We start from the raw sequence: 25,312 nt of genomic DNA, 5'->3' as shown, positions 1-25,312 counted from the left end.
CCCAGCCGCACTAAAGCGCTGGGGATCATTGGTCGACGTTATCCTGCTGGTTTGGCGGTTGTGACTTTTGTGGTGTCCAGTCTTACGGATGCGGTGCTGCTGGGTGGTTTAATTTTATATTTTTTCCGGGTTGCTTCACCTCCGCGGAGATGTCGGATGGCTTTGTGGTACTCGAGAATATCCTTCACTTGATTTGCGAGTTTTGGGTTGATCTCTGGTAAGCGTTCTGTCAGATCTTTGTGGACTGTGCTTTTGGATACACCAAATTCCTTTGCTATCATTCGGACGGTTTTCCTCGTCTCCACGATATGATTGCCTATCCTGATTGTCCTTTCTTTGATGTAATCGTGCACACCATTCGCCTCCCTAAGTTGATAATTCCGAGGTGTGGAATGAGACAAGGTGATTCAGTTAGATGTGGCTGTCTCTTTTTTTCAAAGAACAAATTGATCTCATGTACTGAAAAATATCCAGTTTATTCCTATACGTTCCAGACCCAGTACACTTACGGGAAATTAAATGAAATAAAATATATGTACAGTGGGGGTTGCTGCTACGGTTTCTCACATGCCACACAAGCTCTCACCTCAGACATTACTGAATGCTTGGTTTGTAACATTTTATTACATGCCGGGCCCGTTTATGATTAAATTTATTCCTTTTCGGAAAGGGACAAGAAGTATTTTTAAAAATTTTAGAAAAATCAACTTATTTTCACGTCTTAATGGCGAAAGCTTTAGTTGCATTTTTGCAGTAAGAAATTATTTATGCTCTCTTACCTATAAAAAAGAGCCCGCCTTCATGGCGAACTCCTTTAGAATTTCAATTATTATGTTCCCATTTCCTGCAGAGCCTGAATCGGCAGTCGGCAGAAAAAATAATCCTTGTTTTTTTCGATAAAACTGCTGTAGGATTGGTGCAAGAGATCTTTATCGTTGGTTGCAACTCCCAGGTAATACAATTGAAACGGGCTATATGCAGGTAATTCTATTAGTATGTTCTCAGCTCGCTTCAAGTTTCCTTTTGCTATTTCAAGGTGAGCCTGTTCACTTTTTTCATTAGTCGATATTCCCTGCACTCGTTTATGGTGGGCCGAGAGAAATGGGATGTTACAGTTATTAATTAGTTCTAAATTCCTTGTTAGATTATGTTTCAGTGATATTTTTTTTGCCTCCTCCATGTGATACATTCCTTGCTGGTACGTGTCAAACGTATACGTGAGTGCTAAACTAATGTTAATTGTTGCTCTTGTTCGAGGGTTATTTGTTAAATTCAGAACTCTAAAGGCATACTTTCTGGCAATAATTAGCTCATTCCGGCACCAATGATAGAAGAACAATAATTGATATAGCCGAAAGTTAAGAGATGAAATAAGAAAAGGATCCAGAATAGAAGTATACAATTTCTGCTGTTTTTCCAGGAAATTTCCTATTTTAGCGAAGTCCCGCATCTCATAGTATGAGGATGCTTTGGCAAACTCTATTATCGATATCAATTCCGGATCATCACTATGCAGTTCTGCAGCGTGGTGGATAACAACTAATGGCTTAATTTTTTTCAGCTTCCGGTCGAGCATTAATTGATAGATTACTGCCCATTTATTATTAGACATATTCCTAGACTTTTTGTTTCTATCAATTAGCAGCTGGAGATCTTCGTAAAATCCATTCATGTACAAAAATTCCATTCCTTTTTTCATTACATCATTCTTTTTACTTTGCAGACACAGCTTACGAACTAAAGTGATAACAGTATGCTCATCATGTTGTGTGGATAACATTGCAATCAGATGTTCCAGTGACAAATTTCCGTTATTTGCAACGGAAAGGATAGATTCGGTTACTGTTTCAGTATTCATTTTACGCTCACTTTCTCCTTACTATCAAAATCTTTTCTTACAATCATGATATAATAGTAACACAATTCAGACAGCCGCAATGCCTCATTCGTCCGACAAATTCCGCAAAATAAACAGAGAAAAAAATAGCCCTTTTTTTACAAAAGGCTATTTTCTATTCTAACTTCTAAGCACTTGCCTGGGATGTGGATTACTCCGCTCCATTGTTCGATGAACCATCTTCTTCAGTTGTTGAGTCGTCTGGATTCATCTCTTCTTCCTGGTTTAACGGATCGTCTTCTGTTCCGTTAGAATCTTCTTCCGTCCCAGTAGGATTCTCTTCTGTTCCCATAGCGTCGTCTTCAGTTCCAGTAACATCTTCCTCTGTTCCAGTAGTGTCTTCTTCAGGTGCAATAGATTGTTCACCAGAGTCACCTTCTGAAACTTTATCATCGCCTTCAGCTTTTTCTTCTACTTGAATCTTTGAAACTGGTTCGTTAAAGTAATCTTCCGGATTAACTGGTTTACCATCTTTTCGGATTTCAAAGTGAACGTGTACGCCATCTTCTTTTCCAAATAGATTCTGTCCAGCTGTTCCAACCGCATCGCCTTGCTTAACGTCTTCGCCAACTTTTACTTTAACTTCTCCAAGACTAGCATAGTACGTCAGTACACTATCCTCATGTGATAATGTGACAACATTACCAAGCAGTGGATCTTCCTTCACTTCTTTAACTGTCCCGCTTAATGCTGCAGTTACATCAAATGTTTCACCGCTTGCCGCGATGTCGATTCCTGAACTCTGGTAGTACCTGTCGTTATAAAGAACAAGCGCGCTTTCTTTCGTTTTTTGATCTGCGTCGTAGTCATAGAATTTAGTTACGATTTCTGCTTGATCTTGGTCACTCACAGGCATTTTAACTACTTCCTGCTGTTCCATAACAGGCTGCGCATCCTCATCGAATGGGTCTGTCGCTGTATCAGCTGTTTCCTGGCTTTCCTGTGTGTCAGGAATTTGGTTTTCCAGATTCTGATACCACACAACAAACGTTAAGAGTAGTGCAGCAACTGTTAAATAAACTGCTGGGAAAAACCATTTCTTACGAAAGATTCGGCTCCATTTTTTTGAACCGATATTTTTTTCCTCTTTCATATAACATCACCTCAACAACCATTCTGATCAGAAAAAAGGAAATATATACATGTCAGGAAAATTTTTTTATAATTTACTAGATTATAGGTTTGTTATATATTAGAAAACTTGGCTAAACACCTTAGTTGCACTTATGCAATAAGAAAGGAGAAGGGATCTGCGCCAGGCAGAAATCCCTTCTCCTTATAATATCGATGCTGAAGCACAGCATATCCATCTTGAAAATTATATTATCCCGTTTGAGAATTCATTAATCAATCCTTTTTGAAAAAATATCCGACGCGTAATTAAAATTATCGGTCTTGAGAAAAATTTTATCACGCGCGGCCGTGTACTCACATTATCTTGAAACAAGTGTTGGTGCTGTCTCTGTGACATTGCTTATATCGATCCCTTTATAGTAGTAAGTCACGATATCCTTATAGCTTTTTCCTTCCTTCGCCATTCCGTTGGCACCATATTGACTCATGCCCACCCCGTGGCCGTAGCCTTTTGTGGTGAAAATCAAGTAATCCTTTTTCTTTTCTATCGTAAAATCGCTCGATCTGAGTTCTAACTTTTCCCGGACATCTCTGCCTGAAAACGTTTTTCCAGCGATTTTAATCTGATCGATACGTTTGCCTGCAGTATGTGATACTTCTACCGATAAAGTTTTTTCATCAGGAAGGGTAATCGCCAGTTTTTCTTCCACTTCCGTAACCGGAATGGTTTTTTGATCTAAATATTTAGGCGATTCTTTATCCCATGGACTTTTAACACTGCGTAAATACGGGATTTCGTTTTCCCAGTATTCTTCGGAGTTTTCGGTATAGCCGTTACTTGTCGAGAAAAAAGAGGCATCAATTGGCTGCCCATTAAAGGTAAGAATTTCTCCCTGCGTTGATTCAACTGCTTTAACAATCCTGTTCATTTTTTTATCATAGTCTGTGCCCCACAGTCTGCGGAGATCCTGTTCATCCTTATATACCTGATGTGCAACCGTATCGGTAACAGTTGATTCGTTCGATACAGGCTCGTGCAGCATGCGTGAAACAATATAAGTTCGTGCAGCAAGTGTTTGTGCTTTAAGCGCCTCCATCTCAAATTCTGCAGACATTTCAGACGCGACAACACCCACTACATATTTTTCCAATGGTACGTTCTCTACCTCTTCAGAACTGGCGCGCATGACAGCAACTGAAAAAGGCGATTCACCTACCTCCAATTCAGGAGTCTCCTGATTCAAACTATCTGTAACTGTTTGCTGGTCATCCGAATGAATAAAGGGGACTACAATCAAAGTTGGCATAATTAATATGATCATAATTAAACTTCCAATGATCAGGAAACTCGGACTTTTAAAAAAAGGCAATGCACCAGTACCTTTTATCTGCTGCGAATGATTAAATTTTTGCTTATATTTAAGCTCTCGCTTCCGCTTGATATAAGCATAGGTATTGGTTCTCCTTTTTTTTGACGATTTGTACATGGATTGCCTCCTTTAGTGATAATTGTGATGATGACTGGAAGAAAAGCTGGTTTATATAAGCAATCTCCTTCTAGTATATCTACTATTAATCGTATACATTTTCCGAAAACAATAGAACAAGAAATTATAAAAGGGAAGAAAAAAACGAATGAAAATCTGTCGTAGCTACTTAAAAAGTTACATGTAGTACGAAATAAGTGGATCTACCATCAGCAACTTCGAATATTCGAAGATGCTAAGTAATGGTGGAAGGATAGAATTGTGCAATCCACCACTTTTTCAGTGGCCAATAATCGGTACCTGGTACTTTATCCTAAAATTTACCAAAAATATTTTTGGATTCCTCTTTTTACCTAGTGCTTTTTTATCGATAGCATTACATAGCATATCGATTACGCTTTTCATTTATCAATGGGGAGATTCAACTTATCACGCTCGAAAAAAAATTTATCTATGTCTTTAAAAAAAATATCGATCCCGAGACGAATTTTATCAATATCCAACTCGATCCCTAATTGAATACTCAACTACCGAAAAAAAGCTTACAAACATACAACAATGAAAATCATCGTGACAGCAATAAAAAAAGGACGACAAAATGTCATCCTTTACCATGGTATTTAACGTGCATTCTCCCAATATCGCGTAATCGCACACAGTTCCTTCTCATAAACAGTACCTTCTAATTCAATAATTTCTACTGCCTTGCCGTTCGTACGGGAATGAATCATTCTTCCGTCTCCATAATAAATCCCAACATGATGCAATTTTCCTTTTCCTTCTTCATATGCAAAGAATAACAAGTCACCTGGTAAAAGATTACTCACTTCAACAGGTATGCCCGCTTCTGCCTGATCAGAGGCATCACGCGGAATCTGATAGCCGCATGCTTTATGGGTCGCATAAGCAAATCCGGAACAATCATACCCAAAGGAGCTCATTCCTCCCCAGAAGTAGTCGAGATCGACAAATTGCTCTGCTTCGCTAACAATCGCAGCACCACTCTTCTTTTCTAACCCTTCCTGCGTATTATACAGCTGTACCGCTTCGTTTGGCAGATACAAGTTACCATGTGGTGTAGCAACTTCCACTTTCCTCGGATGCTCATTAATTACAGGTAAGCTCGTCATATAGCTTAATTTAAGTTGTTTTTCGCCTTTATCCGATTCCAGCCATGCATTCTTTGTACGAATTACAGCGGTGGTCGAACGGTCCCAAATCTGCTTCTCTACTTTTTGAAGCTGATCTAATGGCACCCAGCCCGGATAGCCGCGCGAATCTTTTTTCGACGGTTGAGTCGGGATTACCACATGTGCCCAGTCGCCATAGATTTCGGTAACTTCAACTGCTTCACCATATAAAAGCTGTGACTGTACACGGTTTTCATTACATAAAGCAGTTTTTTGCTCTTTCGTTAATTTTGTTACCCAATGCTCCATATCAGTTGGATTGGATAAGCCTGGTTCATCAAGTCTGCGGGCAGATTGTTTGGAGGTCCAAACCGTTGCAACCTGCACCGCTGTAACCCAAATTGAATCTTTATCAAACGTTTGATTAGACATTTGCTGTGTCCCCTTTGCTGAAAAATTCTTCGGATAGTTTGTTAATTCCGAGTCCTGCCTGCTTATTTAAATGAATCTTTTTTCCTTCATAGCTTATACCGCCTTCTTCGATCACATCACCGACCAGCATTAGCGGTGCGTCAAAGTCAAAGCGGGTAATGTTTGGCTGACTTGCGGCAAAATTAGCAGCAGCAGTTATACCTATCTTTGTTTCTATCATGCTGCCAACCATGCATTCCACCCCGTAAATAGCCGCTAGCTTAGCAATTTTCATCGCCTCATGAATGCCACCAGCTTTCATTAATTTAATATTAATTAAGTCAGCACTTCGCGTTTGCAGAACACGTGCAGCATCTCGTGGTGAAAATACACTTTCATCGGCCATAATCATCGTATCTGTATGATCCGTTACATATTTCAATCCTTCCATATCATGCGCTTTCACAGGCTGCTCGACTAATTCAACCGCCAAACCCAACTTTTCCATTTCATTAATTGCCCGCACAGCTTCTTTTGGTTTCCAGCCCTGATTCGCATCCAGACGAATCAGCACATCGTCCCCCGCTTTTTCACGGATAGCCTGGATTCGTTTGATGTCAGTTGCAATCTTGTCCTTGCCTACCTTAACCTTTAAGACCGAAAAACCGTTCTGACAGTATTTTACTGCATCGGCTGCCATTTCTGTTGTACTGTTGACACTAACGGTATAGTCCGTTTCAATTTCTTCATGGTAGCCACCGAGAAACTGAGACAATGGAAGATCTGCCTGCTGGGCGAGACAATCATATACTGCTATATCAACAGCAGCTTTAGCACTGGTGTTACCAACCAGTACGTTATGTATCTTCTCAAAAATCCGCTCGCTGAACAGCAGTGATTGGCCAATTAATTGTGGAGTTATTACTTTTGTAACAGCAAAATCAATACTCTCAAGGCTATCACCTGTAATAACATGCGTTGGTGGTGCCTCTCCATACCCTGTAATACCGTTGTCGCACGTAATCTTCACAACTACAGATTCTGCTACCGTTACTGTTCTGAGCGCTGTTTTAAATGGTGTATGTAATGGTACAGCAACATGAATTGTTTCAATTTTTTCTATGTGCATTTTTTCGCCTGCTTCCTTTTTAAAAGTTGCTTACACGCTCTACTCTACTCCTGGGTCAATTTTCACTAGTTTACCATGCGTTGACATTGTTGCTTTTGCGCCTAAAGGTATCGCCAGATGTGGCTGGCAATGACCGATTTTAAATCCAGACATTACTGGAATAGGGAGGTCGCTGAAATAATCGTGAAAAACCTGCTGCATCGAGAGCGATGATTCTTCCGCTGCTTTCGCATCATGCGCGAAATCTCCTACAAGTATCCCAGCAGCATCATCTAATTTCCCAGCCAGTTTCAGCTGGTTTAACATGCTGTCTACCCTGTATGGCTGCTCTGCAACATCTTCAACCAGCAGCAGTTTTCCTTTTGTATCAATTTCATACGGTGTCCCTACAGCACTAGTCAGTAAAGACAGGTTACCGCCGACAATTGGTCCTTCAGCATTTCCATCATTGATAACCGTCAGTTCTGATGCAATCTGTGAATAGATAAGACTTATCGGTTGAAACAGCTGAACAAATTGTTTTAACGAAAGCTCGTGAAAGGAATCTTTACCAACATCAGAAGCTAGCATCGGTCCATGGAATGTCACAAGACCGGACGCCTGGTGAATGGCAGTATGTAAAAAAGTAATATCGCTGTATCCCCAGACTATTTTGGGATTATTTCTAACTAACTCGTAGTCTATATAAGGAGCAATTCTTCCTGTACCGTAACCACCACATGCGAAAATTATTGCTTTAATGGTGGAATCGGCAAACATATCGTGAAGATCACTCAAGCGTTCTTCATCCGTCCCAGCTAAATATCCATGAATCTTATCAATATTTTTACCGAGCTTGACATGCAGTCCCATTTTTTCAAAAACAGGAATCGCTTGCTTTAAATTAGTCAGATTTGGCGGGCCAGCAGGGGCAATTACCCCAATGGTATCACCTTGTTTGAGACGGTTTGGTCGTATCACACTATCACCCTCCTTTAATTGGCTACTAGTTTGACCTGTTTATTCTTTTTAGGAAAAAGATGTTTGCATGGCAAGTTCAGTCATGACAAGCATCGCCTGATATGCTTCCAAAATATCTTTCGCCTCAAATTTCACTTTCGTGGTACCAGGTACAATTTCTGTTCCTGGCATTAAATTTGCCCACTCTGCCTGCCCATAGTTAGCAAATTCAATTTTTAATGTTGGCTCACTTGGCGGGGTTAAAGGTTTCACATTATGTCTGTTATCAAGCGCTTGCGTTACTTTTTCTGTCAGCAGTTCACCTGCTTTTTTTGGTGTAAGGCTTTTGACGGAAGAGCGTGAGATTGACTGTTTAACTGCAGCAGTTGTAACGTTCGGTATTAATTCTTCAGCTTCCAATGCTGCTTGATCATCGCCAGCTACGAAAAGAACGGGAACACCAAAGTGTCCAGCGACATAGGCGTTAAACCCCAGCTCCCCAATTGGTTTGTCGTTGATATAAAAATTCCGAACAGCGTGAATCATGGAGTGCGACATAACACCAAACTGACTAGCTCTGGCGTGGTAGCCGACAAACATCGCGCCTGCGTATGTAGGATCTAAACTCTGCACCATTGAAAATGGCTTAACATTGCCCATTATCACCTGTGCATCTGGATGAAGCTGGTCGATCAGCAGGTTATTCATTTTGGAATGGCTGTCATTAATAACTATTTCGGAGCATCCGAATTTATACCCTGCATCAATGACAGTGTTTGTTTCGTCTGTCATCAATTTTCGGCCAATTGTATAATTAGGGTGTTCTGAATCAACATAGGTAACATCAGGCAATCCAGTAATTCCTTCCATATCTACAGATACATATAATTTCATTGGTAGACCTCCTGTAATTTTAGTTGATATATTTAGACTATATCAAAAATAGATATTTTTCTATGAATAAATCTACACAATTTTGGCAATGATGGAAGTACTAGACGAAAAAGATTAACAAAAAAACAGATGAAGCATATAATAGCCTCACCTGTCCAAATTAAATTTAATAGTTATTTACAATTATTTCGCAACCATTGAACCTTGATTCGCAGTTTGCTGTTGAAAAGCATCTACAACATCACCATTTTCGTCGACACGTTCAATGTCAGCGCCAAGTGCTGCCAGTTTACCAGCAAAATCAACATAGCCACGATCAAGATGTTTTAGTTCTGTAACGCGCGTAAAGCCTTCTGCCTTCAGTCCAGCAATTATTAACGCTGCTGCTGCACGAAGGTCTGTTGCTGCAACTTCAGCACCTTGCAGTTCACTAAATCCTTCAATAATCACACTACGACCTTCAATGCGCATTTTCGCGTTCATACGACGGAATTCTTCCACATGCATAAAACGATTTTCAAAAACCGTCTCTGTAATAACACTTGTACCTTCTGCGCATAGCATAAGTGCCATCATTTGTGACTGCATGTCGGTTGGAAAACCTGGGTGCGGTAATGTTTTGATGTCTACAGCTTTCAAGTTATCCGGTGCAATAACACGGATTCCATTTTCCTCTTCTTGTACAATTACATTCATTTCTTCAAGCTTTGAAATTACCGAACGTAAATGTTCGCTTACAGCATTCTCGATTAAGACATTTCCACCTGCAACTGCTGCTGCAACCATAAACGAACCAGCTTCTACACGATCTGGAATAATTGGGTGTTCCGTACCATAAAGGTGTTCAACACCTTCGATACGGATAGTTTCTGTTCCTGCTCCAACGATTCGTGCACCCATTTTATTTAAATAATTCGCAAGATCAACGATTTCAGGTTCTTTCGCACAGTTTTCAAGAATTGTTTTTCCATCAGCCAGTGCTGCTGCCATGATAATATTTTCTGTTGCTCCAACACTCGGAACATCCAGATATATTTTGGCACCTTTTAAGCGACCATCCACACGTGCTTCAACAAAACCGTTTCCAACGTGTACGTCAGCACCCATAGCTTCGAACCCTTTTAGATGCAAATCAATAGGGCGTGAACCGATTGCACATCCACCTGGCATTGCAACTTTAGCATGACCATAACGAGCAAGCAGTGGTCCAAGAACCAATACAGAAGCACGCATTTTACGTACAAATTCAAACGGAGCTTCCGTTTTAAGTTGTTGTGTAGCATCTACTGTTACAGTATTATTCTCAAAGTGCACATCTGCATTCATATTTCGTATAACTTCATTTATAGTATATACATCTGCGAGCGTTGGAACATCTGTGATAACGCTCTTTCCTTTACTTGCTAAAATACTTGCGGCGATAATAGGAAGGACAGCGTTTTTAGCGCCTTCTACCTTCACAGTACCATTTAACTGGTTTCCACCGCGTACGATGATTTTTTCCATAATCCAATCTCCTTATGTTCCAATTTCCCTATATTAATATTCAGTAATTAGGATAGGTGTTCCTATCGTGACTTTCGACTCTTTATTAGTAGTATTCGTAATTACAATATTTACATTCACGGGATTTCCTAAAATGTTGAATTTTTGCGTCCATAGGTTTGTATACCCGTATATCATTTTTTTATTCAAGGATTTTTCTACGTTGTCAGTTTGTGTCGTAATAAACTGCAGGTCCAATCGTTCCTTCAACACATCTATCAGATAAACATTACTAATTGTACCACTACTTGCAGTCGTCAGACAAGTGAATTTCACAGCATTCTCTGTAAAATAGTGTCGAATAATTCTTTTTTGTATTCTCAGATACGTATTTTCTATGTCTTTATCCCAGTTTTGACCTGTAATAACTGCAATTAGTTCAGGTTTAAAATTACTATTTTTTGGAATAATTATGTTATACCTTTCGACAATTCCTGAGTTTTTTTGTACGTCTCTAAAAGAATATTTTATAGTATTTTCATCTTCAGAATAAGAGTCTAAATAACTATTTTTCATTTCTTTTATATATTTCATTAACTTATCTTTATCCATATTTTCTTTAATGGTTACTTGCCAGTCATCCACGGTAAGCTCAGAATCCATTGTAAGGCTTGCTAATTGTGTCATCTCATCTTGCTTAGTTACCGTATTATTTGCTGAAACATGATTAGTAATCCCAAAGCAAACTAATAAAATAAGTACTGCTTTCTTCATTATAAATCCCCCTTATTAATCTATGTTTCTAGTATTAACAAGGGGGTTAAAAATCATACTGTCTGATTAAAAAATGAAGGAGAGGTTTTGTGACCATGCCAGGATATCCAGAAAGAACCTGCTGACACCAGTGCCTATTACAATCGCAATAAACATGATCAATATTCTTGCTTCTACCAGTCGACCTTTACGAATAAGCGGATCGAAGTTAACTGTCTGCATAACATGCCAGGTAATAGCTATGAAAAATAAATGTGAAATCATACTTATTATTGCCATTTGTCCAATTGAAACCATCGTAACGCTCCTAACTAAATTAAAATACCGTACATACCTTTTCCCATTGCTACATTGCCACTAATGAATGAATATGTCAACAAATGAATCCATAACGGTTGTATAATGGTGAAATTCGGGGAATGAATGTCGATATTTCCCGGGCAATATATGTCGTGGATAATGATTGATAGATAATTATCATTAGTAGTGTGTCATTATTGTGGAATTATATTTGCAAAAATAAAAAGCCTCTCATACACGTATATGAGAGGCTTTTCTAATTAACGTGCAATATCTAATCGGTTCATCGCTCGTTTGAGTGCTAATTCTGCCCGTTGGAAGTCGATAGAGTCTTGTTTGGATTGCTGCAGGCGTTGTTCAGCACGAGTTTTCGCTTGTTGTGCACGCTCTACACTGATCTCAGAAGTTTGTTCCGCAGATTGGGCTAAAATTGTAACCTTATCTGGGCGTACTTCTAAAAATCCACCACTGACAGCAATACGTTCCACATCGTTACCACGCTTTAATCTAATCGCGCTTATCGTTAATGGAGCGACTAATGGGATGTGTCCTGGAAGAATACCAAGCTCCCCATACTCTGCTTTACAGCTTACCATTTCAAAACTATCTTCCATTACTGGACCATCAGGAGTAACAACACTCACAGTTAGTGTTTTCAATGTAACCCCTCCTAGTGACTGATAACCATGCAGGGCAAAGTTCGATAGTAACTAAAACTTCACCAACTGGGCTTGGAGTGTTCCTTGTTCCCATCTGCATGTGTATCAACGCGTCATATTATGCCATTTCTTTTGCTTTTTCAACTACATCTTCAATGCGGCCAACCAAACGGAATGAATCCTCTGGAAGATCATCGTATTTACCATCAAGAATTTCTCTGAAGCCTCTAACTGTTTCCTGAAGCGGAACATAAGAACCTTTTTGTCCTGTAAACTGTTCTGCTACGTGGAAGTTTTGAGAAAGGAAGAACTGAATACGACGTGCACGTGATACAGTTAATTTATCTTCATCAGAAAGCTCATCCATACCTAGAATTGCAATGATATCCTGTAATTCTTTGTACTTCTGCAGCGTTTCCTGAACCTCAGTTGCAACCTGATAGTGTTCATTTCCAACTACCTCAGGGTCTAGCGCGCGAGATGTTGATGCTAACGGATCTACCGCTGGATAAATACCTTGCTCAGATAATTTACGATCTAAGTTTGTTGTTGCGTCTAAATGCGCGAATACTGTCGCAGGTGCCGGGTCAGTATAGTCATCGGCAGGTACATAAATAGCCTGAATGGATGTTACTGAACCTTTATCTGTTGACGTAATACGCTCTTGCAGTTGTCCCATCTCTGTTGCTAGTGTTGGCTGATAACCAACGGCTGATGGCATACGTCCAAGTAGTGCTGATACCTCAGAACCTGCTTGTGTAAATCGGAAAATATTATCAACGAAGAACAATACGTCCTGTCCTTGTTCATCACGGAAATACTCTGCCATTGTCAAACCAGTTAATGCTACACGCATACGTGCACCAGGTGGCTCGTTCATCTGACCGAATACCATAGCTGTTTTCTTGATAACACCTGAATCGCTCATTTCAAAGTAAAGGTCATTACCTTCACGTGTACGCTCACCAACACCAGCAAACACGGAAATACCACCATGTTCTTGTGCGATGTTGTTGATTAATTCCTGGATTAAAACAGTTTTACCTACACCAGCTCCACCAAACAAACCGATTTTACCACCTTTGATATAAGGTGCTAACAGGTCAACTACTTTAATACCAGTTTCAAGAATTTCTGTTTGTGTTGCTAAGTTTTCAAACTTAGGAGACTCGCGGTGAATTGGGTCGCGACGCATACCCGCATCCATTGGCTCATCAAGATCGATGTTGTCACCTAAAACGTTAAATACACGGCCAAGTGTTGCTTCTCCAACCGGTACTGTAATTGGTCTACCTAAATCTACTGCTTCCATCCCACGCTTAACACCGTCAGTTGATTGCATTGCTATTGTACGAACAGAGTTGTCACCTAGGTGTAGCGCAACTTCTAATGTAAGTAAAATGCTATCAGCTGTATCAGCATTAATTGTTACAGTTACAGCATTATGAATTTCCGGGAGTTTACCCTCTTCGAATTTAACATCGATTACCGGTCCCATAACTTGTGTAATACGTCCTGTACTCATCAATTTCCCTCCTTGCTAACTTATCCATTTGGTCAACGTACTATTCTAGCGCAGCTGCTCCACCAATTATTTCAGTGATTTCCTGCGTAATAGCCGCTTGACGTGCACGGTTATACGACAATGAAAGATCTGCAACGATATCATCTGCATTATCAGATGCACTGCGCATTGCAGTCATTCTGGCAGCATGTTCACTTGCTTTTCCATCAAGTAACGCACCATATATTAAACTCTCTGCATATTGCGGCAGGAGAACTTCTAAAATTTTCTCTTGATCTGGCTCATATTCATACTGGCTCACACTGCTGCTTCCACTTTCAACAGTTGTAAGTGGAAGTGCTTTTTTCGCTGTAACCTGCTGCGAAATTACACTAACAAAGTGATTGTAGAAAATATGAAGTTCATCAATGTCTTCATTTATATACATTTGTACGGTTTCATAAGCTAATTCCTTAATTTCCGCAAAGTCAGGCTGGTCAGCGATACCGATAATATGCTTTGCAACTGGCATATTGCGTTTTTTACAAAATTCATAGCCAACTCGACCGACAACAATAATTGTATATTCATCTTTTGATTGATGATTAGCTGCTATGGTTTGAGAAAGTGAGCGTAAAACACTGCTGTTATAGCCACCTGCTAAACCACGATCAGACGTGATGACAAGATATCCTGTCTTTTTCACATCGCGAGATTCAAGCATCGGATGATTTGCACTTGAGTTATTTTGTGCAATGTTCGAAACTACCTCATAAATTTTCTCACTATAAGGTACAAACGATTTTGCATTCTGCTCTGCACGATTCAGTTTAGATGCCGAAACCATCTGCATGGCTTTCGTAATCTTTTTAGTCTTTTTGGTCGAATCAATTTTACTTTTAATATCTCTAAGTGATGCCAAGCTTTTTCACCACCCTTTCATTCAAAGGTTGCTTGCATTGCTATCTGATCATTATAGAAGTGACTGATTGTTTCAGTCACTATCCATATTTTTTACAGTCGTTTACGCTTTTAGTTACTAGGTAAAAATGTCTTTTTAAATGCTTCTACTGTGTTGTTTAAGTCTTCTGTTTCTGGTAATTTACCTGTATCGCGAATAGTCGCAAGTACTTCTTTACCATTTTCGTCCAACCATAAGTGGAATTCACTTTCAAAACGAGTGATATCCTCTACAGGAATATCATCAAGGAATCCTTTTGTTAATGCATAAATGATCATAACTTGCTTTTCAACAACAAGCGGCTTATGCAGCCCTTGCTTTAGTACTTCAACCGTACGTTGTCCACGGTTCAATTTCGCCTGTGTTGCTTTATCAAGGTCTGAACCAAACTGAGCAAATGCTTCCAGTTCACGGTAAGACGCAAGGTCAAGACGAAGTGTACCAGCAACTTTTTTCATAGCTTTAATTTGTGCAGAACCACCAACACGAGATACCGATAACCCGGCGTTAATCGCTGGGCGAACACCTGAGAAGAATAAATCTGATTGTAAGAAGATTTGTCCGTCAGTGATCGAAATTACGTTTGTTGGGATATATGCGGAAATATCGCCTGCCTGTGTTTCAACAAATGGCAGTGCAGTCATTGAACCGCCACCCTTTGCGTCACTAAGCTTCGCTGCACGCTCTAGTAAACGTGAGTGCAAGTAGAATACGTCACCTGGGAATGCTTCACGACCTGGTGGACGACGCAATAATAGTGAAAGTTCACGGTATGCAACCGCTTGTTTTGATAAATCATCATACACGATCAGTACGTGTTTACCGTTGTACATGAATTCTTCACCCATTGTTACACCTGTATATGGAGCGAGGTATGATAATGGAGCAGGATCAGATGCACCTGCTGATACAACGATTGTATAATCTAGTGCACCGTAGCGGCGGAATGTTTCAACAGTTCCACGAACAGTTGATTCTTTTTGACCGATTGCTACGTATATACAAATCATATCTTGATCTTTTTGGTTAATAATTGCATCTACTGCAACTGTTGTTTTACCAGTTTGACGGTCACCGATGATTAACTCACGCTGTCCACGTCCGATAGGTACAATAGCGTCAATTGCTTTAATTCCAGTTTGCAATGGTTCATCAACTGATTTACGATCCATTACTCCTGGTGCTGCTCCTTCAATAGGACGCATTTTAGTTGTTTCAGCTGGACCTCTTCCATCAATTGGTTGTCCTAGCGGATTAACAACACGACCAAGTAATTCCTCACCTACAGGTACTTGCATGATGCGGCCTGTACGGCGAACTTCATCGCCCTCTTTAATTTCTGTATATGGACCAAGGATAACAATACCAACATTGCTTTCTTCAAGGTTTTGCGCTAGTCCCATTACACCATTTGAAAATTCAACCAGCTCTCCAGCCATAACATCGTCAAGACCGTGAGCACGTGCGATACCGTCACCAATTTCAATAACGGTTCCGACGTCACTTACTTCAATATCAGAATCGAAATTTTCGATTTGCTGTTTAATCAGTGTACTGATTTCTTCAGCTTTGATGCTCATACCATTTCACCCCTATCATCATTTGTTTGCAGTTACAATACTCCGTTCAATGCGTTTCAGTTTCCCACTTATGGAACCATCGTAAATCGAGTTTCCCATGCGAAGTTTGATACCGCCAATAATCGAAGGATCAACTTTATTTTTAAGCTTAATTGCTTTCTTTTGAAAACGTTTAGCGAATGTAAGCTCAAGCTTTTGAATTTCTGTTTCAGATAATGCACGAACAGAATAAACCGTTGCTTCAGAGATTCCTTTTGCTTCATTTGCAAAGCGGATAAATTGATCCGCTACAAACGGCATTAGGTTAATCCGGTTGCGTCCTACAAGTAATTTCATTGTATTTTGCATATCAGCAGATAATCCTTGAAAAACATCAGAGATAAACTGTTTCTTCTTATTATTGTCAACACCTGGATGCGTTAAGAACATAAGAAGGTTCGTGTTTTGTGCGAATACTTCCTTCACAACACCAGCTTCTGCTTCCATCGTGTCAAGTGTTGCTTTTTCAGATCCAAGTTGAAAAAGAGCCTCTGCGTAACGTTTAGCAACTACTGCCTCACTCATCGCTCTTCTCCTACCTCTTGGATATATTCATTAATCAGTCTTTCTTGATCATCAGCATTAATTTCTTTCTCAATTACTTTGCTGGCAATAAGTACTGATAATGATGCCACTTTATCCTGTAATGCCTGGATGGCTCTTTCTTTTTCATTCTGAATTTCTTCTTGAGCAGAAACTTTGATGCGATCTGCTTCTTTACGAGCAGTTTCGATGATTTCTTCCTGTTGTTTCACACCGATATGTTTTGCATCTTCAATGATTTTTTGTGCTTCTTCTTTTGTCTGGCGCAGCTGTTCGGTTGCTTCTTTTGAAGCACGCTCCGCTTCAGAACGGTTTTGTTCAGCAATTTCAATTTCATTTGCTACGTATTCTTCACGTTTTTGCATCATTCCCATTACAGGGCCCCATGCATACTTTTTAACTAAAACCAGCAATACGATAAAGAAGAACAGTTGGGCCAACATATCACCAACGTGTAGTCCACCAATTGCGGCATTTATTGTAGAAAACCCAGTGAATGCTTGCACAGAATTCACTCCTTTCACCTTACTTAGTGGGCAATACTTTTTATAAAATGTTTGATTTTTTTTATGAAGGGTAAATACTAAACCTGAAATAATTATCTAGTCTACAAAACAATGGCGAAGATTCTATTGGAAAACACTCTCCGCCGCTTCGTATCTATTTAATGTCTAGCTCCAGAGCCCAGCAACTAGCAAACTTCACACTCCTTCACTACGATAAGTCAACATCGGTTCGCTTCCAGCTTACCGCGTTTCCTTTATCTCATTGCGAAGTGCTCCAGTTTGTACGTTGCTAAACGGGCTCTTGCACTTTTCTTACTACATTACCATTAGTGCGATAACTACTGCGATGATCGGCATTGCCTCAACTAAACCGATACCGATAAACATTGTTGTTTGAAGCTGGTTTTTAAGTTCTGGTTGACGAGCGATACCCTCAACTGTGCGTCCTACGATTAAACCGTTACCAATACCTGCGCCTACTGCCGCTAGTCCTACTGCAATTGCAGCTGCTATACTTGTCATAATAAAAATCCTCCTCGAGATTTGTTTTTAATTTTTTTCCTGTTTCAACAGTCAATCTGCTAAAACCGGTTGATACACAATTTGTGTTTGACCTTAATGGTCGGTACTTACTTTGTGGGACATGTAAACCATTGTTAACATTGTAAAAATAAATGCTTGTATTCCGCCAATGAAGAGACTAAATCCTTGCCATGCCAACATTGGAATTGCTCCACCAACGAATCCTAAAACGCTGGATGCTGTTAATGTTGCCAGCAAACCTAGTAATACCTCGCCGGCAAAAATGTTACCAAACAGACGAAGACCGAGCGTCAACGTGTTTGAAAATTCTTCCAGTATCTTGATCGGCAACAATGCTGGAAATGGTCTTAAGTAATCTTTACCATATTCCTTCACACCTTTTACCTTGATACCATAATAATGCGTTAACAGGATAACCATTGCTGCTAGCGATAATGTTATACCAGGATCGGATGTTGGCGATTTCCACCAAAGTTCATGTCCGAACACTGCCATTAATGCTACTCCCATTAAGTTACTTACTAAAATGTATGTGATAAGTGTTAATCCAAGCGGCAAAAAGATTTTACCTGTTCTCCAGTCCATCGTGTCACTGATGATTCCTTTCACGAAATCTATAATCCATTCCATGAAATTCTGTTTACCAGTCGGCTTCATTTGCAAGCCTCTAGCTCCAATTACACTCAATACGAAGACAATTAATGAAGCAATTGCAATCATAAGGACGTTCGCCATGTTAAAATCCAGCCAGGATATTCCTAACACATTTTCTTGTAACGGTGCTGTGTGATCCACGCTATTCACCCCTCTCTCACGCACTAATCTTTAGATCTGTACACCATAAAATCTATCATAATGACGATATAGGATGTCATTAAACCAATTATTACGGCAACACTGTGAAAATATTCTTCGAAACGAAGTGCAATGACTACTGCTAATGCGACGGCAGCAAACCGCGAGACAGTGCCAAGGCTTTTTGTGGATTGCTTTTTTACTACGGCTTCTCCAAAGTCGTAAATCTTCTTTTGCAGGATCCATAAATTATAAAAACTAATTCCGGTTCCTAAAAGAAGTCCGAGGAAGATACGAAGATAAGGGGTGAACCCCGCTCCAAGTACCAGAAATGCGAGAAGGTAGAGCATCCACATCCGTTGACGGGCTATCATATTTTCATATTGCTTCATGATTTATTTGCCCCCGTCAAAGATAGCTCTGAATTCTACCTTTTAAATAGTAGGTTCTGTTGATGAGCTTTTACCACCCGGATTGCTACCAATTTCATGGTCCGGGTTGATCTGATTTCCTCTCAGATGCTTCAAAAGATTTGTTGAAACATGAGAAAAATCAGTACATTTATAGAATAGATTTCCTTATACCTATGTATTGTCAATTCGACATAAAAACATATTTATTGCAGTATAATGAAAACCTTACCATTCTACACTACGCAAGTGTACAATAGCCACTGAGTGTTGTCAATTAGTTTGCGAGACAAAAAAAATATTAGAAAATAGCGGTATCTCGCACTTTTTAAAGGATTTCAGCGTGTGACCAATTTGACAATCTTTGCGGTTTCACACGCTGCCCCTTTGCTGACACTCTAGTCTTAGTATAAAGGAAATAAAGTGTCAATTGAGTGACGGTTTTGTGAACGAATTCACTTATTCAGGCAATTCCATTTCTGTCTCGTAGCTAGCATACGTTCCATCGCTCAACGTCACTGTCACAAGTACTTTAAACTGACCGGATACATCCACTTCTTTTGCATCCAAATAGCCTTCGTTCATTCCGACAACTGGATCCTCCATTTGAAATAAAGTCTTTTCATGAAGAAGTGAAACCGGATTGTACAAATCCACTGTTATTTTTTCAACTTTCTCAGCAACATACATGCGATAAACATACGTGTCATCGGAAAATGGTTTAAGTGAAAATTCCAGCCCCATTGCTTTCTGATAATCGCCTGTTTCATTCAAGAATAAATATGGTAGCTGATAGGTGGTACTTTCACTTTTCAGCGTGAGATATCCCTGATGTATCCCTTTGTCTAACCAATCTTTAATGACATTCACCTTAATGGTAACAGATTTTTTGCCATTGGCAGGTACCGTAAATTGGTTTGGCATGTGCCACCTCAGCCCTTTTTCCTGGTTCGGTATGTTGAAGTAGTACTCTTGAGGTTGATCAGTCATGTTTTCCACATTGAATGTTACCGACTTCGTTTCCTGATGACTTTCCACCTTCCCGAATGCTAATAATGGCTCATGAATAATTGTATCGGTTAGAACCGCTGCATTTGGTTGAATCAGCCCCATACCCTGCAGGATTGGATCTAGCGGGTGATCTTCAGCGTCCGTCAGAACTTGGGCTGTCGTTATCAGAGCATTTGTAAGTTGTTCTGCAGACCATGCTGGATGCGCCTCTTTTACAAGAGCTAATGCGCCAGCGACATGCGGAGCAGCCATGCTGGTACCTTGCAGAACAGCGTAACCATCCGGAACTGTACTTAAAATTCCGGCACCTGGCGCAACAACGTCCGGCTTAATATCCCAGTTCACTGTTACCGGTCCGCGCGAGCTGAAGGATGCGATTGTTGTCGGGACTTCCTGATAGTTTGTTTCCATGTAAAAAGTTCCTTCGGCAAGTTTATCCGCTAACCATTTCCCATCACTTTTTGAAATAGATGCAACCGGAATCTGAACGGGGTTCTGGAAGTTATCAACGGACCCGTTAAAGCTGCCTTTTTCGTTGTTATAGATTAGAACTGCTTCCGCTCCTTTTTCCTGCGCTTTTAATGCCTTCTCGTAGAATGGAATTTTTTTGCCCCGTTCAACAATTGCTATTTTCCCACGAAGATTCTCTTCATTAATAGATGCGATCGGATAGTCTTTTGTAAAACTCCAAGGTGGCGAACTAGCCATTGATTGGATTGGAATGGACTTATCAGCGAGCGTTTCGTATAGATATGGAATTTTTTGCGGATAAGTTGAGGCACCGACAGATATCGCTTTCGTCGCAGTCGCGGGCGAACCTACCGTCCAATCTCCTGGACCAGCATTTCCATTTGCGATGACGACTGCCACGCCAAGCTCCACCGCTCGATTTACCGCAACGCTCGTCGGGAAGTCAGGACCGTTCACCGCATTCCCAAGCGACAAATTGATTATATCAACACCATCATCTATCGCTTGTTCCATTGCGGCAATAACCTGAATTGACGTACCACTGCCACCCGGCCCAAGCGCTCGATACGCATACAGTTCAGCATCTGGAGCAACGCCTTTAAACTCTCCATCAGCTGCAATAATTCCAGCTACATGCGTACCATGTAACGTAGGAATACCTTGCTCCTGTAATGTTTCCATCGGATCCTCGTCAAGATCAACCAAGTCATATCCATCCACGTAATTAACGTCCAGGTCCGGATGCTCGTAGTCTATCCCCGTATCAATTACCCCAACTTTCACCCCATCACCAGTGTAAGACGTGTCGTTTATATTGTTTGGCATGATTGGAGAATCAATTGTGCTGCGGGACGATATTGCTTCATATTCGGTAATCGGATGAACTGCCTTAACAAAATCAAGCGAATCCATTTCCGTCAAATTGCGAGGGGAGGACTTCAATGCCAGTCCATTGAACAGCTTGTCAAAAACAGCAACTACCTCCACGTACGGAAAATATGTATCCATGTACGACGCGCGTTCTTTTGGATCACCTTCCACCTCAATGATGACAGAGATAACATCATCAGTTTCTTTCAATTCCTGATTTTCCTCGGCATGGATAAACTGAGACTGGCTGGTGAGTACGAGTGCCGTGATCATGAAAATCTTGATTAGTAGTCGCATCATATGAAAGTCCCCCTTTTTTTGTATATCTTTTGAAAAAAAGCGGAAAACCATACATGTGGGAAGGATTTTATAATGCTGTCTGTAGGGGATGGTATGGTGCGGTGCGGTGGTGTGGCGGTATCGATGCCGAGCGCGGCTGTATCAATCTCGGATCTCCGGATATCAATCGCGATATTTTTTATTTCGGTCTTGCGTAAATTTTTATCGGTCTCGTGAAAAAAATTATCAATCGCGAGAGCAATTTTATCAATGCTGTGCTTCTCCGCCACGGCAAAACGTATTAAAAAACAAATTAAAAAGTGCCACCAAAATGGCGGCACTCGTTTTATTTAGCAAAATAAGTTGTGATTGCATCTGCAATTCGGGTTGATGCTTTTCCGTCTCCATATGGATTGGAGGCTTTGCTCATTTTTTCATGCGCTTGTTCGTCTGACAGTAATTCATCAGCAAGGTTAAAAATTGTATCCTCATCTGTTCCTGCCAGTTTCAACGTTCCAGCGTCGATTCCTTCCGGGCGCTCCGTTGTATCACGGAGGACTAATACCGGCACACCAAGTGATGGTGCTTCTTCCTGAACACCGCCTGAGTCAGTCAAAATTAAGTGGGCACGTGATGCGAAGTTATGAAAATCGACCACACCGAGCGGTTCGATCAGCTTAATTCGATCGTCATCCCCCAATATTTTTGCGGCCGTTTCCTGGACAACTGGATTTAAATGAACAGGGTAGATCACCTGAACATCATCATGCTTCTCTACAAGGCGCTTAATTGCGCGGAACATTTGCTCCATGTTGTTTCCAAGATTCTCACGACGATGTGCGGTCATTAGAACGAGACGTTTGTCACCAAGCTCGCCAAGAATCGGACTTTCGTATGCATCATCAACAGTTGTTTTTAATGCATCGATTGCAGTATTTCCTGTTACAAAAATACGGTCTTCCGGTTTGTTTTCATTGAGCAGATTCTGCTTTGATTTCTCTGTTGGAGAAAAATGCAGATCAGCCATTGTTCCGGTCAGCTGACGATTCATTTCTTCCGGATATGGTGAATATTTATCCCAGGTGCGAAGACCCGCTTCTACATGTCCGACCGCAATCTGGTTGTAATATGCAGCAAGTGATGCAGCAAAAGTCGTCGTTGTATCCCCGTGTACGAGCACAATGTCAGGCTCTATTTTCCGCATAACATCGTCTAACCCTTCCAGTGCTCGCGTGGTTATTTGCGCAAGCGTCTGACGTTGTTTCATAATATCCAGATCATAATCTGGCGTGATATCAAATATCTCAAGCACCTGGTCCAGCATTTCACGATGCTGTGCTGTAACTGTAACGATTGGTTCAAACTCTTCCTTGCGTTTTTTCAATTCAAGTACGAGTGGTGCCATTTTTATAGCTTCCGGTCTTGTACCGAAAATCGTCATGACTTTTATTCGTTTACTCATTTACTAGTCACTCCATCGATTATTTAGTACCGTATAAACGGTCGCCTGCGTCACCAAGTCCAGGGATAATATATGCATGTTCATCAAGTTTCTCATCAAGTGCAGCAATATAAATATCTACATCCGGATGCTCTTCTTTTAATTTTTCTACTCCTTCTGGTGCTGCAATCAGACACATGAAACGAATTTGCTTCGCGCCACGTTTTTTAAGCGCCTCGATAGCGTCACATGCTGAGCCACCAGTTGCAAGCATTGGATCGATTACAATAAGCTCACGTTCTTCTATATCAGAAGGTAGTTTTACATAATATTCTACAGGCTGCAGTGTTTCCGGATCACGGTATAACCCAACATGTCCGACGCGCGCAGCAGGAATTAACTTTAACATTCCATCTAACATGCCTAGTCCAGCACGTAGAATTGGTATTAAACCAATTTTCTTACCTGCAAGTACCTTTGTGCTAGTCTCCATTACCGGCGTATCAATAGTCTTGTCTAATAGCGGAAGATCACGAGTGATCTCAAAAGCCATTAACATTGCCACTTCATCTACAAGTTCCCGAAATTCTTTTGTTCCAGTGTTCTTATCCCTTATGTACGTTAATTTATGCTGAATTAACGGATGATCCAGTACAAGTACCTTACCCATTTTATCAATCACTCCTTCAAATTTCTTACATGTCTATTTTCTCTGAGCCGTAGCTCCACTAAACGGTCCATATGATTTTGTTCCATCTTTAAAATTGTACTGAAAAAACGACACGCTTTCAAGTAATCGTCGGTTTTTGTTGTAGACCTGTAACAAACTGGTAAAAACTGGAGAATGTACCAGGTACCTTCACTGGAAATTGTACCAGGTACACCCCGGTTTTTGTCGAAAAAAAAGTGCTCCAAATGTTGGGAGCACTCTTTTTGTTATGCGTATAGTGGGTGTTTGTTTGTTAGTGTATATACGCGATTGGCTGCTTCTTTAAGCTTAGCTTCGTTTTCGTGATTGTTAAGTGTGAACGAAATAATCGATGCTATCTCTTCCATTTCTTCTTTTCCAAATCCACGCGATGTAACTGCAGCAGTTCCAATTCGAATACCACTTGTTACAAATGGGCTTTCTACATCAAATGGAATTGTGTTTTTATTTGTTGTGATTCCGATATCATCCAGTACTTTTTCTGCTATTTTGCCAGTCAGTCCAAGTGTTTTAACGTCTAGTAACAACAGATGGTTATCTGTACCGCCCGACACAATCCGGATTCCTTCTTTTTGCAACGCATCGCTTAACGATTTAGCATTTTCAATAACCTGTTTGGAATATGTTTTAAATTCATCGGTCAACGCTTCTTTAAAGGAAGTAGCTTTCGCTGCGATCACGTGCATCAATGGACCACCCTGCATGCCAGGGAACACGGATTTATCAATCTTTTTCGCAAATTCCTCTTTACATAAAATCATACCGCCACGTGGTCCACGCAACGTCTTGTGTGTGGTTGTTGTTACGAAATGTGCATGCTCAACCGGATTTTGATGAAGTCCAGTAGCAACCAGCCCAGCGATATGCGCCATGTCGACCATTAAATACGCGCCAACCGCGTCGGCAATCTCACGGAATTTAGCAAAATCAATCTGACGGGAATATGCACTAGCGCCCGCAACAATCAGCTTCGGCTGTACTTCCTGTGCCGTTTTTAACACAACATCGTAATCAAGCTGTTCGGTTTCTTTTTCTACTCCATAATCAACAAAATTGTACAATGATCCACTGAAATTCACAGGACTGCCATGCGTTAAGTGGCCACCGTGATTTAAATTCATTCCAAGCACTGTATCGCCAGGTTTAAGAACGGTGAAATACACAGCCATATTCGCCTGAGCCCCAGAGTGTGGCTGAACGTTCGCGTGCTCTGCGCCGAATAATTGCTTCGCGCGATCACGTGCCAGGTTTTCCACTACATCGACATGCTCACAGCCTCCATAATAGCGCTTGCCTGGATAGCCTTCTGCATATTTGTTAGTTAAAACTGACCCCATTGCTTCCATTACCGCTTCTGAAACAAAGTTTTCCGATGCAATTAGTTCTATTTTGTCATGCTGACGATCCTTTTCATTTTGAATTGCCTGATATAATTCCAAATCTGATTGTTTTACGTGTTCCATATGTAGTT

25 protein-coding genes are annotated in these 25,312 nt (G+C 40.6%); 1 reads left to right on the top strand and 24 read right to left on the bottom strand.

The genetic code is table 11. The features are described from left to right. Window positions 1-38: 38 nt before the first annotated feature. The 4 genes from spoIIID to spoIID form a co-directional block, all read right to left on the bottom strand. Complete coding sequence (gene spoIIID / locus VBD025_RS05935) at window positions 39-353, bottom strand: sporulation transcriptional regulator SpoIIID (RefSeq protein WP_430790238.1); 315 nt, start codon at window positions 351-353, stop codon at window positions 39-41. A 476-nt stretch (window positions 354-829) separates the two neighbouring features. Next, the gene (locus tag VBD025_RS05930) at window positions 830-1,858 is read right to left on the bottom strand and encodes an AimR family lysis-lysogeny pheromone receptor (protein ID WP_430790236.1); all 1,029 of its coding nucleotides are present in this window, start codon (window positions 1,856-1,858) and stop codon (window positions 830-832) included. 190 nt (window positions 1,859-2,048) lie between these two features. Then, window positions 2,049-2,990 carry a peptidoglycan DD-metalloendopeptidase family protein gene (locus tag VBD025_RS05925; RefSeq protein WP_430790233.1) on the bottom strand — a complete coding sequence of 314 codons (942 nt, stop codon included), beginning with the start codon at window positions 2,988-2,990 and terminating at the stop codon, window positions 2,049-2,051. Between the two features lie 340 nt (window positions 2,991-3,330). Next, window positions 3,331-4,458 (bottom strand): stage II sporulation protein D, encoded by a 1,128-nt coding sequence (spoIID, locus tag VBD025_RS05920; RefSeq protein WP_430790231.1) that lies wholly within the window; start codon window positions 4,456-4,458, stop codon window positions 3,331-3,333. Between the two features lie 15 nt (window positions 4,459-4,473). Between spoIID and VBD025_RS05915 the strand changes: the two genes are divergently transcribed. Further along, entirely contained in the window at window positions 4,474-4,623 is a 150-nt protein-coding gene (locus VBD025_RS05915; protein ID WP_430790229.1) for a hypothetical protein, read from the top strand. A gap of 455 nt (window positions 4,624-5,078) precedes the next feature. Here the strand turns inward: VBD025_RS05915 and VBD025_RS05910 are convergent, their stop codons facing one another. The 20 genes from VBD025_RS05910 to glyA form a co-directional block, all read right to left on the bottom strand. Beyond that, window positions 5,079-6,020, bottom strand: a complete 942-nt coding sequence (locus VBD025_RS05910; protein WP_430790227.1) for an NlpC/P60 family protein — start codon at window positions 6,018-6,020, stop codon at window positions 5,079-5,081. Next, window positions 6,013-7,128, bottom strand: a complete 1,116-nt coding sequence (locus tag VBD025_RS05905; RefSeq protein WP_430790225.1) for a dipeptide epimerase — start codon at window positions 7,126-7,128, stop codon at window positions 6,013-6,015. Before VBD025_RS05905 ends, VBD025_RS05910 begins: the two co-directional genes overlap by 8 nt. A gap of 39 nt (window positions 7,129-7,167) precedes the next feature. Then, the gene (locus tag VBD025_RS05900; protein ID WP_430790223.1) at window positions 7,168-8,088 is read right to left on the bottom strand and encodes a S66 peptidase family protein; all 921 of its coding nucleotides are present in this window, start codon (window positions 8,086-8,088) and stop codon (window positions 7,168-7,170) included. 48 nt (window positions 8,089-8,136) lie between these two features. Next, window positions 8,137-8,961, bottom strand: a complete 825-nt coding sequence (locus VBD025_RS05895) for a M55 family metallopeptidase (RefSeq protein WP_430790221.1) — start codon at window positions 8,959-8,961, stop codon at window positions 8,137-8,139. 183 nt (window positions 8,962-9,144) lie between these two features. After that, window positions 9,145-10,467 carry a UDP-N-acetylglucosamine 1-carboxyvinyltransferase gene (gene murA / locus VBD025_RS05890; RefSeq protein WP_430790219.1) on the bottom strand — a complete coding sequence of 441 codons (1,323 nt, stop codon included), beginning with the start codon at window positions 10,465-10,467 and terminating at the stop codon, window positions 9,145-9,147. 33 nt (window positions 10,468-10,500) lie between these two features. Next, on the bottom strand, window positions 10,501-11,220 hold the full coding sequence (locus tag VBD025_RS05885; RefSeq protein ID WP_430790217.1) for a YwmB family TATA-box binding protein: 720 nt from the start codon (window positions 11,218-11,220) through the stop codon (window positions 10,501-10,503). 66 nt (window positions 11,221-11,286) lie between these two features. Continuing rightward, window positions 11,287-11,517, bottom strand: coding sequence for a DUF1146 family protein (locus tag VBD025_RS05880; protein ID WP_430790215.1), 231 nt, complete (start codon window positions 11,515-11,517; stop codon window positions 11,287-11,289). A gap of 263 nt (window positions 11,518-11,780) precedes the next feature. Further along, entirely contained in the window at window positions 11,781-12,179 is a 399-nt protein-coding gene (locus tag VBD025_RS05875) for a F0F1 ATP synthase subunit epsilon (protein ID WP_430790213.1), read from the bottom strand. 118 nt (window positions 12,180-12,297) lie between these two features. Further along, window positions 12,298-13,704, bottom strand: coding sequence for a F0F1 ATP synthase subunit beta (atpD, locus tag VBD025_RS05870; protein WP_430790211.1), 1,407 nt, complete (start codon window positions 13,702-13,704; stop codon window positions 12,298-12,300). A 40-nt stretch (window positions 13,705-13,744) separates the two neighbouring features. Then, window positions 13,745-14,605 carry an ATP synthase F1 subunit gamma gene (atpG, locus tag VBD025_RS05865; RefSeq protein WP_430790209.1) on the bottom strand — a complete coding sequence of 287 codons (861 nt, stop codon included), beginning with the start codon at window positions 14,603-14,605 and terminating at the stop codon, window positions 13,745-13,747. Window positions 14,606-14,715: 110 nt separating this feature from the next. After that, the gene (gene atpA / locus VBD025_RS05860; protein ID WP_430790207.1) at window positions 14,716-16,224 is read right to left on the bottom strand and encodes a F0F1 ATP synthase subunit alpha; all 1,509 of its coding nucleotides are present in this window, start codon (window positions 16,222-16,224) and stop codon (window positions 14,716-14,718) included. 18 nt (window positions 16,225-16,242) lie between these two features. Further along, window positions 16,243-16,788, bottom strand: a complete 546-nt coding sequence (locus VBD025_RS05855; RefSeq protein ID WP_430790205.1) for a F0F1 ATP synthase subunit delta — start codon at window positions 16,786-16,788, stop codon at window positions 16,243-16,245. Further along, window positions 16,785-17,312, bottom strand: coding sequence for a F0F1 ATP synthase subunit B (gene atpF, locus VBD025_RS05850; RefSeq protein ID WP_430790203.1), 528 nt, complete (start codon window positions 17,310-17,312; stop codon window positions 16,785-16,787). The genes VBD025_RS05855 and atpF overlap by 4 nt, the downstream gene beginning before the upstream one ends. Before the next feature lie 315 nt (window positions 17,313-17,627). Then, window positions 17,628-17,834 (bottom strand): F0F1 ATP synthase subunit C, encoded by a 207-nt coding sequence (gene atpE / locus VBD025_RS05845; protein ID WP_430790201.1) that lies wholly within the window; start codon window positions 17,832-17,834, stop codon window positions 17,628-17,630. 93 nt (window positions 17,835-17,927) lie between these two features. Further along, a complete protein-coding gene (gene atpB, locus VBD025_RS05840) occupies window positions 17,928-18,650 on the bottom strand; it encodes a F0F1 ATP synthase subunit A (protein ID WP_430790199.1) in 723 nt (240 codons plus the stop codon). A 23-nt stretch (window positions 18,651-18,673) separates the two neighbouring features. Further along, window positions 18,674-19,042: an ATP synthase subunit I gene (locus VBD025_RS05835; protein WP_430790197.1), complete on the bottom strand. Its 369-nt coding sequence runs from the start codon at window positions 19,040-19,042 to the stop codon at window positions 18,674-18,676. Window positions 19,043-19,519: 477 nt separating this feature from the next. Continuing rightward, window positions 19,520-21,712 (bottom strand): S8 family serine peptidase, encoded by a 2,193-nt coding sequence (locus tag VBD025_RS05830; RefSeq protein ID WP_430790195.1) that lies wholly within the window; start codon window positions 21,710-21,712, stop codon window positions 19,520-19,522. A 325-nt stretch (window positions 21,713-22,037) separates the two neighbouring features. Next, complete coding sequence (wecB, locus tag VBD025_RS05825; RefSeq protein WP_430790193.1) at window positions 22,038-23,153, bottom strand: non-hydrolyzing UDP-N-acetylglucosamine 2-epimerase; 1,116 nt, start codon at window positions 23,151-23,153, stop codon at window positions 22,038-22,040. Between the two features lie 19 nt (window positions 23,154-23,172). After that, the gene (gene upp, locus VBD025_RS05820) at window positions 23,173-23,802 is read right to left on the bottom strand and encodes a uracil phosphoribosyltransferase (RefSeq protein ID WP_430790191.1); all 630 of its coding nucleotides are present in this window, start codon (window positions 23,800-23,802) and stop codon (window positions 23,173-23,175) included. Between the two features lie 266 nt (window positions 23,803-24,068). Continuing rightward, window positions 24,069-25,304, bottom strand: a complete 1,236-nt coding sequence (gene glyA / locus VBD025_RS05815) for a serine hydroxymethyltransferase (RefSeq protein ID WP_430790189.1) — start codon at window positions 25,302-25,304, stop codon at window positions 24,069-24,071. Window positions 25,305-25,312: the final 8 nt, after the last annotated feature.

The organism is Virgibacillus flavescens (assembly GCF_050574275.1).
In the GTDB taxonomy this organism is placed as follows: domain Bacteria; phylum Bacillota; class Bacilli; order Bacillales; family Amphibacillaceae; genus Virgibacillus_F; species Virgibacillus_F flavescens.
The sequence above is the reverse complement of the archived record's forward strand: the minus strand, read 5'-3'. Positions and strand labels throughout refer to the sequence as shown.